Origin of the sequence: Flavobacterium faecale, assembly GCF_003076455.1 — a bacterium.
Classification (GTDB): domain Bacteria; phylum Bacteroidota; class Bacteroidia; order Flavobacteriales; family Flavobacteriaceae; genus Flavobacterium; species Flavobacterium faecale.
This window is the reverse complement of record NZ_CP020918.1, coordinates 2,681,971-2,695,042: the sequence shown is the minus strand read 5'-3', so window position 1 is coordinate 2,695,042 and position 13,072 is coordinate 2,681,971. Positions and strand designations below refer to the sequence as shown.

General features: G+C 34.4%; 11 protein-coding genes. 3 read left to right on the top strand and 8 right to left on the bottom strand.

Going from position 1 to position 13,072, the window contains the following annotated elements; genetic code table 11:
* The first annotated feature begins 79 nt into the window (after nt 1–79).
* The gene (gene lgt, locus FFWV33_RS11580) at nt 80–1,006 is read left to right on the top strand and encodes a prolipoprotein diacylglyceryl transferase (protein ID WP_108741041.1); all 927 of its coding nucleotides are present in this window, start codon (nt 80–82) and stop codon (nt 1,004–1,006) included.
* A 73-nt stretch (nt 1,007–1,079) separates the two neighbouring features.
* Here lgt and FFWV33_RS11575 read toward each other — a convergent pair whose 3' ends face one another.
* From FFWV33_RS11575 to gyrB, 4 genes are all read right to left on the bottom strand, one after another.
* Complete coding sequence (locus FFWV33_RS11575) at nt 1,080–2,654, bottom strand: T9SS type B sorting domain-containing protein (protein WP_108741040.1); 1,575 nt, start codon at nt 2,652–2,654, stop codon at nt 1,080–1,082.
* 237 nt (nt 2,655–2,891) lie between these two features.
* Nucleotides 2,892–5,861, bottom strand: coding sequence for a protein translocase subunit SecDF (gene secDF / locus FFWV33_RS11570; RefSeq protein WP_108741039.1), 2,970 nt, complete (start codon nt 5,859–5,861; stop codon nt 2,892–2,894).
* Nucleotides 5,862–6,086: 225 nt separating this feature from the next.
* Nucleotides 6,087–7,022 carry a malate dehydrogenase gene (mdh, locus tag FFWV33_RS11565; RefSeq protein WP_108741038.1) on the bottom strand — a complete coding sequence of 312 codons (936 nt, stop codon included), beginning with the start codon at nt 7,020–7,022 and terminating at the stop codon, nt 6,087–6,089.
* Between the two features lie 80 nt (nt 7,023–7,102).
* On the bottom strand, nt 7,103–9,049 hold the full coding sequence (gene gyrB, locus FFWV33_RS11560) for a DNA topoisomerase (ATP-hydrolyzing) subunit B (protein ID WP_108741037.1): 1,947 nt from the start codon (nt 9,047–9,049) through the stop codon (nt 7,103–7,105).
* A 408-nt stretch (nt 9,050–9,457) separates the two neighbouring features.
* Between gyrB and FFWV33_RS11555 the strand changes: the two genes are divergently transcribed.
* Together FFWV33_RS11555 and FFWV33_RS11550 are read left to right on the top strand one after the other, a co-directional pair.
* Nucleotides 9,458–9,790: a hypothetical protein gene (locus tag FFWV33_RS11555; protein WP_159086010.1), complete on the top strand. Its 333-nt coding sequence runs from the start codon at nt 9,458–9,460 to the stop codon at nt 9,788–9,790.
* Between the two features lie 39 nt (nt 9,791–9,829).
* Entirely contained in the window at nt 9,830–10,288 is a 459-nt protein-coding gene (locus FFWV33_RS11550; protein WP_108741035.1) for an RNA methyltransferase, read from the top strand.
* A gap of 191 nt (nt 10,289–10,479) precedes the next feature.
* Here FFWV33_RS11550 and FFWV33_RS11545 read toward each other — a convergent pair whose 3' ends face one another.
* From FFWV33_RS11545 to FFWV33_RS11525, 4 genes are all read right to left on the bottom strand, one after another.
* Nucleotides 10,480–10,824 carry a type II toxin-antitoxin system RelE/ParE family toxin gene (locus tag FFWV33_RS11545; protein ID WP_108741034.1) on the bottom strand — a complete coding sequence of 115 codons (345 nt, stop codon included), beginning with the start codon at nt 10,822–10,824 and terminating at the stop codon, nt 10,480–10,482.
* The gene (locus FFWV33_RS11540; RefSeq protein ID WP_108741033.1) at nt 10,782–11,033 is read right to left on the bottom strand and encodes a hypothetical protein; all 252 of its coding nucleotides are present in this window, start codon (nt 11,031–11,033) and stop codon (nt 10,782–10,784) included. The genes FFWV33_RS11545 and FFWV33_RS11540 overlap by 43 nt, the downstream gene beginning before the upstream one ends.
* Nucleotides 11,034–11,268: 235 nt before the next feature.
* Complete coding sequence (locus tag FFWV33_RS11535) at nt 11,269–11,871, bottom strand: DUF6134 family protein (RefSeq protein ID WP_211316256.1); 603 nt, start codon at nt 11,869–11,871, stop codon at nt 11,269–11,271.
* Between the two features lie 497 nt (nt 11,872–12,368).
* Entirely contained in the window at nt 12,369–12,974 is a 606-nt protein-coding gene (locus FFWV33_RS11525) for a hypothetical protein (RefSeq protein WP_108741031.1), read from the bottom strand.
* Nucleotides 12,975–13,072 lie beyond the last annotated feature (98 nt).

The following is a 13,072-nucleotide window of genomic DNA, read 5'->3' as shown; positions in this document are numbered from 1 at the left end:
TCTTAATTGGTCGGTATAATGACAAATTAATATGGATTCTAGCAACAAAAACAGTATTTTTACCCCAAAATTATAGATAATGACACACGCTTTGAATATCGTATGGAATCCCTCAGAAGGAATAGATTTAGGCTTTTTTGTAATTCGTTTTTACAGCTTAATGTTTGTAATTGCTTTTGGATTGGGGTGGTACATCATGAAAAATATTTTTGAACGCGAAGGCGAATCCATCGAGAAATTAGATTCTCTATTCGTTTGGACCGTTCTAGCTACTTTAATCGGAGCTCGATTAGGGCACGTCTTATTCTATGACTGGGAGTATTTCCGAAATCATTTGGCTGAAATATTTTTACCTTTCCGTTTCAATCCTTTTCAATTTACAGGATTTCAAGGTCTAGCAAGTCACGGAGCTGCAATTTCGATAATTGTTGCGATGTATTACTTTTGCAAAAAAATCATCAAACGTCCATTGTTATGGATGCTAGATCGTATCGTAATAGCTGTTGCTAGTGGTGCTATATTTGTTAGACTAGGTAACTTTTTTAATTCTGAGATTGTTGGAAAAGCAACAGATTCAGCTTTCGGAATTAAATTTGTTCGTGATTATTTCTCTCCAAACGATGCTGTAGCGCGAACCAATATTCCAAATCCAACAGAAGCCTATAACGCCATTGCTACCAATCCTCAATTCAAAGTTTTGCTACACGAGGTTCCGGTAAAACATCCAACACAGCTTTACGAAGCTTTTTGTTATGTATTTGTATTTGCAACTTTATTTTTCTTGTACTGGAAGACTGAAGCTAGATTAAAATCAGGTTACTTGTTTGGTTTGTTTTTAGTCCTTTTATTCACAGTACGTATGGTCGTAGAATCGGTGAAGGAAAGTCAAGGTGGTTTTGAAAGCGATTTAGGCAATATTTTATCCACCGGACAATGGTTGAGTATTCCTTTCATTTTAATCGGTTTGTACTTTGTTTTCACAGCTAAAAAGACAAGAGAGATATAAGAATAACTTCTTGAACTAAAAAAAGCGGTTCGCTCCTACTCAGGAACGAACCGCTTTTTTTATGTGTAATATACTAACGCTTTAAAGCAAAATGAGATCTGTATATTTTTTGAACACCATTTTCTTCATAATTGATTACAAACCAATAATCTGTTGACGGCATTAGCCTACCGTTATAGTTCCCATCCCAACCATTACCTTTTGGAGCTATTTCGATCAAAAACTTTCCGTAGCGATCAAATATCTTAATAGTAGAAGTAAGATCTGTTCGCAAGGTACTTACATTCCACGTATCATAAAAACCATCACCATTGGGAGTGAAAACTCTAGGATAATTAACAACTAAAAGTCCCGTTCTTCTTACTGGCGCGCTGCATCCATCTTCATCTTTTACAGTGATCGAATGCAAACCATAAGATACTTCCTCAAAGACAGGGCTATCCTGAAATGGGCCAAAATCTAACTGATATAAATAACGAGTAGTAGCCACTGTTAAAGGAGTGACCGTAATTACTTGATTATCTGAAAAAGCTTCCGTTACCGCCCAATCAAAATCAATTAGTGAACCAGCCGACTTCACTGTAACGGTAATGGTTTCTGGTGAAGCACACTGACCAGCATCTGGAGTAAAAGTATAATCTGCAGTATTTTGATTATCTACAGTCATTGGTAACCAACTTCCTATTACACCATTTGGAGATGTTGTAGCTAATGTAGGCGCTACATCCCCTTGACAAATTGCAAAAGAACTAAACCCTGGGCTAGCTGGATTTACGGCTACATTCAAACTTTGAGAACTAGCACATTGGTTGGCATTTGGTGTAAAAACATAAGTACCAGACTGTGTATTACTCACAACAGCCGGCGACCATGTACCCACAATTCCGTTTGGGGAAGTTGTACCCAAAGCAGGAGCTACATCACCACTACAAAGTGCCGCTATTGACGCAAAATCTGGAGCAATCAATATTGCACCGCATGGTACACTACATGTCAAAGTTTGCGCTGGTACACATGGATGCGTTGCCGAAGTCAATGTCATCGTAGCACTTTGCCCGGGTAACATTCCAAATACTTGTAAATGTGATACAATAATAGAGCCTGACACGGGACTTCCGCCTTGAATAGAATAAGTATAGTTATAGGTATTTGAAATTAATGAATTATTTTCCCAATCAAAAAAGACCGAGGAAGCTTTATCAGCGGCAGCAATTTGGCTTGCATCACATGTAAGACCTAAGATAATTGCACCGTTATCAGCAACTACATTTACTGTTATTTGTGTTCTAGGGCTTTCAGTAGCGCCATCGGTCTGACTTACATAATAAAAAAAAGAGCCTACAGTTGTTGTCGATGGTGTTGGAGCGGTTGCAGAAGGTGTTCCTCCTGTAGCAGAGGTTCCGTACCAAATTAACGTATTACCCGTATCAGGGGTAGCAGTAAGTGCTACTGCTGTAGCATTCTGACAGTAATAAACAGGTGTATTAGCAACAGGTGCCAAAGGCGGTAACAAATCATCAACGGATTCTTTTACCGTGTTCCCAATACTCTTTGCACTTACTCCCTTTATAGGTAAGCCAACCACGGAAAAACTCACGCAAAACAATACAACCGAAAAGATGACTACTTGATAAAAATTCTTATTCATGACTTCTAATTTAATTCGAGGCTTGGGTAAGGTGTGAAACTACTTTAATGTAAAGATATAACAATGACAAATGTTAAAAAACTTTAACACCATTTATAGTATAAAAAAGTCAACAATCTTCATACCAAAATGGAGTAAAAAACAAAATAAACGCTTTTAAAAGAGGTTTAAAATATAATCCAAAAAAAAGACCCAGCTAAAAGCTGGGTCTTAAATATGTTACTTAAGGAAGAAAGATTAAGCTTCTTCGTGGTGTTTTTCTATTTCATTTTTATCGGCAGCTGATATAGTATCAACCAATACTGGTGTTGCGATAAACAAAGAAGAGTAAGTTCCTACTACGATACCAACAAGCATCGCAAATATAAATCCTCTAATTGATTCTCCACCGAATAAGAACATAATCAATAATACACCGATCATAGTAAGTGAAGTATTGATTGTTCTACTCATTGTAGAGTTAATCGATTTGTTTACGATTTCGCCAAAGTTACCTTTTACTTTACCATCTAAGAATTCACGAACTCTATCAAATACAATTACAGTATCATTCATAGAGTAACCAATTACAGTTAAGATCGCTGCAATAAAGTGCTGGTCAATCTCCATTCCAAAAGGCATGAATTTATAACATAAAGAATAGATTCCTAATACAAAGATAACGTCATGCGCTACAGCTGCAATAGCCCCTAATCCATATTGCCATTTTCTAAAACTAACTAATAAGTACAAGAAAACAATTAGCAATGATCCTAAAACTGCCCAGTAAGCATTCGTTTTAATATCTTCTGCAACTGTAGGACCTACTTTTGAAGCTTGAAGGATACCAAATTGTTTTCCATCATAAGCATTTACAAATTTATCGTAAGTCAATCCAGCAGAATAATATTTACTCAATGTTTCAAACATCAATTTATTTACTTCTTCGTCAGCTTCAGTACCGTGCTCCTTAACTTTATATTTAGTTGTAATTTTTAATTGGTTGTCGTTACCAAAAACTTTTGCTTCTGCACTACCAAATACTTTTGTCAAATCAGCTTTTACAGCTTCAGAGTCAATAGGCTTCTCAAAACGAACTTGAAAAGTTCTTCCTCCAACAAAATCAACTCCTTGATCCAATCCATTAGTTGCAAGTGAGAATACACTAACTACAATTACTATTGCAGAGAAAATATAAGTGTACTTTTTAACTTTCAAGAAATCAAAGTGGAAATTTGTAAAGAAGTTTTTAGAAAAATTAGTTACAAATGACAAATCATTTTTCCCTTGGATATTTTTATCAATAAAGATTCTAGCGATAAAGATAGAAGTAAATAACGATGTAATAATACCGATCAACAATGTTGTAGCAAAACCTTTAATTGGTCCTGATCCAAAAATGAACAATACTGCACCAATTAAAATGTGGGTAACGTTTGCATCAACAATAGAACGCATTGCTCCAGTCCAACTGTATGAAATTTGAACAGCCTCAGAAAGTGACTTCCCTTCTCTCAATTCTTCTTTCGCACGTTCGTATATAATGATGTTCGCATCTACCGCAGTACCCATTGTTAAAACGATACCAGCAATACCAGGCAATGTTAGTACAGCACCTAAGCTAGCCAAGATTCCGAAAAGGAAAAGTAAATTTACTGCTAAAGCGATATTTGCATACCAACCTGCTTTACCATAATATACCATCATCCATAAAGACACTAATAATAAACCAACTAATGCTGATGTAGTACCATTGTCAATAGCTTCTTGCCCTAAGGATGGTCCTACTACTTCTGACTGAACAATATCTGCTGCTGCAGGTAATTTACCAGCTCTTAAAACGTTTGCTAAATCTGTAGATTCGTCAAGTGTAAAACTTCCAGAAATTTCAGATCTTCCACCTGAAATTGGACCAGTTGTTACTCCTGGAGCAGAATAAACAATATCATCTAATACGATAGCAATGTTACTTTTTTGAGAGTAAGCTCTACCTGTTAATTCTTCCCAAGTTTTTGCACCTTGACCACTCATCTCAATAGAAACAGATGGTTTTCCTAATTGGTCAAACGATGCATTTGCACCAGTAACCACTCCACCGCTCATTGCAGCTGCATTATCTCTATTTCCTTTTAAAGCATATAAAGAAACTGCTTCAATTTGTTTTCCGTCTTTGTCTTTCAACGTTTCTGCAATACCCCAAACAAATTTAGCGTAACGTTGGTCAGCTGCCAATAAGATTTTGATGTCTGGTCTTTTAAAGTAAGCATTAATAGTTGCTGTATCTTTTGGAGCATAAAGTCCTAAAACTGGACCACCACCTTGTGACAACATTTTGTCAAATAATGGATTATTTCCCTTAGCAGTAGCTGAAGAATCTTTTGAATCTGTCAATAAAGCGCTTAAAGAATCTTTAACAACTTTTTTAGGTTCAACTGTTGTAGCTTCCGTTTTCTTCAAGGCATCATTTGCAGCCATTAAGAAAGGACCCATTTCGTCAATCTTATACGTTTCCCAGAACTCCAATTGAGCAGTACTTTGCAATAATTTCTTGATTCTATCTACATCCTTAGCTCCTGGAAGCTCAACAAGAATTCTACCAGACTCTCCTAATTTTTGAATGTTTGGTTGTGTTACACCAAATTTGTCAATACGTTTTCTAAGTACTCCAAAAGCACTTTCTACAGATTCGTCAACTTTTCTTTTGATGATTTTTTGCACTTCTGAATCTGACATTTGGAAATTAATTCCACCTTCACCAGATAAAGTTCTGTTTGCAAAAATATCAGGACTAGCCAATTTTACAGATCCTTTTGAATTTGCTGCAAAAGCTTCAAAAAATGCATCAATATAAGTTTGATTACCTTTTAAGTTAGCAGTAGCATCAGCCAAAGATTTATTGAAAATTGGGTTTTTTGAATTGTTTGACAATCCTTTCAAGATATCTTTTACAGAGATTTGCAATATCACATTGATACCACCTTCTAAGTCAAGACCTTTATTAATTTGTTTGTCTTTTACTTCGTCAAAAGTAAAATCAGCAAATCCTAAGTTAAACACTTTTTCTTTACCAATTGAATCTAGATACTTTAATTCTTTCTCAGGATTGTTACCTGCAAAAGCTTTAGCATCATTTTTAATCTTACTCGAAATGAAAGTGAACGAGAGTTGGTAAATACTTACCAATGCAAATAGAATTGCGAAAAATTTAATAAGTCCTTTATTCTGCATTATTACTAAAAATTAATTATTTTATGTTTATTTATTCTTGTATTTAGCTCCGATAAGCGTTCCCCTACCTTGCCTTTTATGTTAAAAAACAAAAATATAGATGCCACTTATTTTCATAAACCGAGCAAATATATAATTATGGTTAAGACTAACCAATTTATTTATTAATTAATATCAAAAAAAAGACCGCAAAACTGCAGTCTTTTCTAAAATATAATGTATTTACTAACTCAAAATGTCTTTTAAAGCGTCATTCATCTGCCTTACAGCATCTGCACTCTTCGCAAACAAAGCTTTTTCAGTGTCGTTTAATTTAATATCCAAGATTTCTTCTACCCCGTTCTCACCTATAATACAAGGTACGCCAATACAAATATCAGACTGACCGTATTCTCCTTCCACATAAACAGAACAAGCAATCATTTTACGTTGGTTATTCAAGATACTGTCCACCAAAAAGGCTACCGAAGCACCTGGTGCATACCAAGCTGAAGTTCCAAGTAAACCTGTCAAAGTTGCTCCTCCTACCATAGTGTCTGCAGCAACTTTCGTCAATACATCATCAGATAAAAATTGCGTTACAGGAATACCATTGTAAGATGCTAAGCGTGTCAACGGAATCATAGTTGTATCACCATGACCTCCAATAACCATCGCAGAAACATCATTTACTGGTTTTGCAAGCGCTAAACTCAAATAAGTTCTAAATCGAGAACTATCAAGTGCTCCACCCATACCTATCACTCGATTTTTTGGTAACCCCGTAGCTTTTAATGTTAGATACGTCATTGTATCCATAGGATTTGAAACAATCACAAATATTGCATTTGGTGAAAATTCCAAAACATTTTGAACAACCGATTTTACAATTCCTGCATTAATACCTATCAACTCTTCACGAGTCATACCTGGTTTTCTAGGAATTCCAGATGTTACCACTACTACATTACTGTTAGCAGTTTTTGAATAATCATTTGTAACACCAGAAACATTGGTATTAAAACCAGTATTTGTTGCGCATTGCATAATATCAAGTGCTTTACCTTCAGCAAAACCTTCTTTAATATCAAGTAAAACTACCTCACTTGCAATTCCTCTATACGAAATAACATCTGCACAAGTGGCACCAACATTACCAGCACCTATAATTGAAACTTTCATACTTAATTGTGTTAACGGGTTAATTAGTTATTTTTTATGACGTCGATTAAACCTTCAATCGACTGGTACAATTTACTAAATTAAGCGTCAATATTAGCATAAACTGCATTTTTTTCGATAAACTCTCTACGAGGTGGTACCTCGTCACCCATTAACATCGAAAACACTCTATCAGCCTCAGCCAAACTATCAATGTTCACTTGACGCAAAGTTCTAAAACTAGGATCCATTGTAGTTTCCCACAATTGTTCTGCATTCATCTCCCCAAGACCTTTATAACGTTGAATACCTGCACTTCCACCCATTCTTTCATTGGCTTGATCACGCTGTACATCATTCCATGCGTATTCTTTTTTGTTTCCTTTTTTAACTAAGTACAAAGGTGGTGCAGCAATGTAAATATGACCTTCTTCAATTAATTCTTTCATGAATCTAAAGAAGAACGTTAATATTAAGGTAGAGATATGACTACCATCGACATCGGCATCACACATAATAATTACTTTATGGTAACGCAATTTTGAAATATTCAATGCCTTACTATCTTCGTCTGTTCCAACTGTTACTCCAAGAGCAGTAAATATATTTCGAATCTCTTCATTTTCGAACACTTTATGGTGCATCGCTTTTTCAACATTCAAAATCTTACCACGCAAAGGTAAAATCGCTTGAAAAGCACGGTCACGACCTTGCTTTGCTGTTCCACCTGCCGAATCTCCCTCGACAAGGTAAACTTCACATTTTGCAGGGTCTTGTTCTGAACAGTCAGATAATTTCCCTGGCAATCCACCACCACCCATTACGGTTTTGCGTTGTACCATCTCACGTGCCTTCTTAGCAGCATGACGCGCCTGAGCTGCCAAAATCACTTTCTGAACAATGATTCTTGCATCGTTTGGATTCTCTTCCAAATACGCTTCAATCATATCCCCCACCGCTTGACTCACTGGCGAAACTACCTCTCTGTTACCAAGTTTGGTTTTTGTTTGCCCTTCAAATTGTGGTTCTGCTACCTTTACAGATATAATTGCTGTCAATCCCTCACGGAAGTCATCCCCTGAGATATCAAACTTCAATTTATCCAACATTCCAGATGCATCTGCATATTTCTTCAATGATCTTGTAAGACCCGTTCTAAAACCTTGCAAGTGCGTTCCACCCTCATGCGTGTTGATGTTATTCACATACGAGAAAATATTTTCGCTATAACTTGTGTTATAAATCAAAGCTACCTCAACCGGAATATCACCTTTATCATGATCCATTGAGATTACATGAGCAATAATTGGCTCACGGTTTCCGTCTAGGTAACGAATATATTCTTTAAGACCTTCAGTAGAGTGAAAAACCTCTCCAATAAAGTTTCCGTCTTTATCTTTTTCTCTTTTATCTGTAAACGTAATCGTGATACCTTTGTTCAAGTACGCCAACTCACGCATACGAGCAGACAAAGTATCATATGAATACTCTGTAGTTTGTGTAAAAATCGTTGGATCTGGATAAAAAGTTACAATTGTACCTCTTTTTGTCGTTTCACCAATTTGTTTCACAGGGTACATTGCTTTCCCCTTTTCATATTCTTGTTCGTACACTTTTCCGTCACTACTATGTACAGTAGCAGTCAAGTGCTGAGACAAAGCATTCACACAAGAAACCCCCACACCGTGCAGACCTCCAGAAACTTTATACGAATCTTTATCAAATTTACCCCCTGCTCCAATTTTGGTCATAACCACCTCCAGTGCCGAAACACCTTCTTTTTTGTGCATTCCAACCGGAATACCACGACCATTATCTTCTACAGTGATAGAACCATCTTCATTTATATCCACTCTAATTGTATCACAATGGCCACCCATTGCCTCATCAATCGAGTTATCAACAACTTCATAAACTAAATGATGAAGACCTCGAACACCTACATCTCCAATATACATGGAAGGACGCATCCTTACGTGCTCCATTCCTTCTAATGCCTGAATACTATCTGCTGAATAATTATTTTCTTTCTTGATTTCTTCGCTCATGTTTTTTTATTCTAAAAATGTATTATTTTTTGTCTAACGAACAAATATATAAAAACTCAAATTAGAACACAGCCAAAATCCGCATTTTACATGGTAAGTTATTAACAATAAGTATCCTTTTGAAGATTACTTCAGCATCAAAAACGATAAACATTCCACAATACTAAATTCAGTCAAAACATATGCGTTTCAATTCACTTTTGGGCGTGCCACCACCAAGCAAAGGGGCTTACCCAAGCATGCGAGTAAATAGCCCCTTTGCTTGCTACTGTCGGGCTATCCATGCTACTTCGGTAGCCTATTCCTATCCCTCACGCAAACCCAGCACAGCAAGAAAGTTTAAGAAGTTAATTTTCGGCTTAATTTTTGAATAAATTATGAGATTTTCCTAACTAAATAAAATTCAGAATGACATTAAAAACAACAATTATATCGCTCTCTATACTAATGATCATCACCTTAACTAGCTATGCGCAAACTACCAACACTAATAACTTGACTATCAGTAAAATTGACTCTATTGCAAAAAGTAAAAACATCACCGTAGCAACTATAAATTACAGGTCATTAACCATGTTCAACGATCGACAAATTTTAGACAATTCAACCTTAGTAAAAAAGCAAAAATTTTATTTTGACGGTCCTTTTCTTGTCTTAGATAATTACTACTTTGCTATCGATAAAATGTTCTATTTCTTAATCAAAGACGATTACATTGAATTTTACTTTCAGGTGCAATAAAAAATTGATAATCCTACATCTAGTTTGTACTTTTGCAGCATGAACGATAATTTCACAACAGAATACTTCGGTATCGGAATACTAAATGGTAAAACTCCCGAAAATCTTGGGGTACTGTGGCGATCCGCGCAAAACCTAGGAGCAAGCTATATTTTTACTATCGGAAATCGATATGCAAAGCAAGCAAGTGACACGCACAATGCTGTAAAATCAATGCCATATTTTCATTACGATAATTTTGATGATTTCTTCAAAAATCTACCCAAAGGCGCTCGCATAGTCGGCGTCGAACTAGATGAAAGAGCCGAAGATTTAGAAACTTTCGAACACCCAAGGCGTTGTGTATACTTGTTAGGCGCAGAAGACAATGGTCTTACCAAGCAAGCTATTGAGAAATGTCATTTTTTAGTAAAATTTAAATCCGAAAAAAGTTTGAATGTATCAGTTGCTGGGAGTATTGTGCTTTATGATAGAGGAATTGGTAAACCGAGGTCTTAATCAAAAATCAATGTCAATTTCAATAGCAAATTTTAAAAATCAGTGTAAAACTAAACCATCACAAAACACAAATTTTCAAAACAAACACCGAAATGCCCACTTTGAAAATTTGTAATTCAATCAACTTAGATTGTTATTAAAATTATATTTTTTAAACTTATTGAAGCAATATTTTCTACCTACTTACATTTTTATTTTGTCATCTTCTTAAAGCGATTTGGCTTTTGTTTACCGCTTATAACTCCTAAAATGGTTACTTCATTACTTTTAACTTTAAAAATATTTAGCCAAGATTTATACCCAGCTTCACGATACATTTTTGTTTTGGTAGGGATATTTTCGCACTCCGCATAAAGCAAAGGATTCTTAACAATTTTAATCATTGCTTTATTGATTCCTTCTCCAACTTTTAAAGCATTTAATGGTTGCTTTTGCTCAAATGCAATGTAATAGACAATTTGCCTTAACGTAAAATGATAATTATCTGTTATCTCTAACGTATAAGACTTTTTATGTTCTGTATTTCTTGCTCCCATTTTTCATTAAAAGTTTCTAGAGACATTACTGAGGAATTTTCTGCATCGGCAATCCACTGTACAAATTCTTCTTGCGACATTTCTGCAAATGACTCTTCTACTTCTTCTTCAACACCTTTATATTTTTGGAGTATTTTCTTCCACTGCTCTATTGGAATTACAACAGCTGTTTTATTGCCTAATTTGTCTGATATATATTGAACATCCATACTGATTATGATTTAAGTAGCTTTTATCAAAGATACAAAAAAACTTTATTGCGTTTAATAACAATATCAAGCCAATCACTAAAAAAGTTGGATAGTATCATTTATTTCTAAAAAAAAAAACTACAACTTTTTTAGGGTTGTAGTTTTGTTAATTTGCTTTGTGGGCACGAGCAAGATGCTCGCGCTAGCTTTTGAGCTAATTTCTGTTCGCGGCAGCTGATGATGATAATCATTTCTATCTCCTCAAAGTAAATGTAAAATCATATAGCGCATGTTTAGTACTACCTTGTTGCAAAGTTCTATTCAAATAATTATATGTTGTTTTTTCATTATTACTCGAATCAACATATAGATAATTATTTTGATCTACGATTTTCACTGGACTAAAAACTCCTTCTAAAACATCAAAATAAGATTCATTTGTAATTGGTTTTTCAAAATACAACATACAAGTAAGATATTTGATAGGCTTGCTAATCGTTGTTGTTTTTTCCTTCCTAGTTACTGTATACAAACCATCACTTTTGGTGATTGTACTATTGTCATAGGGTTTTCCATTCTTTTTTGAAACATAAGTGCTCCATTCTAAAACATTATCTTTAAATTCACAAATCAATGAGGTCGTTATAGTAGTTTTTGTAAAAAGAGAAATTACAGATTTACTATTGAGTTTATAAACAGTTTTGGAACCTTCAATAACTTTTGAAACCGATAATTCTCCGACTGTAATACCATTAACTGAAATATCGTAAACCTGTTCCTGAGTTTGCGCATTGGCACGGACAAATAAGAACAGAACAAGTATGTAAAATAACTTCATAAATACTGACTTATACATTTAATAAGATTTATTTTTTATTGCAGCTACAGGTTAATGAATCTAGTTATGACTAATGTTTCCGGATTATCATTTCTTCCATTCTTATCTTGATTGCTTAAATTGGATCAGGAGTTTAAATAGGAAAAAAATGGTTTTCGTAATTTTCGATTAATTTACAAAATTTAAGCTTCATTACCCCATATAGAATTTGGAGTTACATCAAAAATCACTTCCAATCTTTCTAGTGCTTTATCGTAATAGTTTTCAGTTTTTATATGAGCTATTTCCATAATTCTAGATCTTAAATTGTGTCTGCATTTATTTTAACATATCAACGTGGGTTACAACAAATCGAATGAATGCCTATTGCAGTTCATAATTGAATTTCACAATCAATCGGTCGATAGGAATTCCCTTTTATATTAAAAATAAACTAGATAAGGACAACTGGAGCTAGCACAGCATACAATTCTGCTCTTTTGCTACAGATAAATCTAGATCGTTCTGAAAACCAGTTATAAGTCATATTTGTCCCATAAAAAATACAATATGAGTCTTTTTTTTGAAGTTTCTCCACAAAGATTTTTTATAATTTCACGATCCTCAATTACGTATTGCATATGTTTATTTTCGAGATCAAATTGATATAGCGAACTAATGTTTTTTTGTTTTCCTTCTACATATACAAGATCATCTTCGTTAGGATTTACTCGTGAAAATTTGGATACGTTATCAACACCAACTTCTAATCTTTTAGTCTTGGAAAAGCGTGATCCAATAATATGATAATCAAATTTAAACAAATAAAAGTTAGAGGAATAGTTAATAAATATTACATTCTTTTTAAATACTTTTTCTGAAGGAACTTTTATCTGATATCTACCATTTTTAGTGGTCCTATTTGAAAAATATACTTTATCTAAAGTTATAAAAGCTACTTGAGCTCCAGAAGCCTTCCCACCATTAAAGAAATAATTAATCTTTCCTTTAATCACTATTGTATCTTTATTCTCAATGGAAAATGGAGATTCTGTAGTGTTGCGGTTTTGCACATTTGCATATAAATTAACACTCAGAAAAAATAGGAATACAATTTTTAGATTATTAAATATTTTCTTCATTTACAACCATTTTATTTCTTAATAAAAGTAGTACAATAATTATAAAATTTCAAAAATTCAAAACAAAATTCCCAAAACTTACATTTTTAAAATGCTGT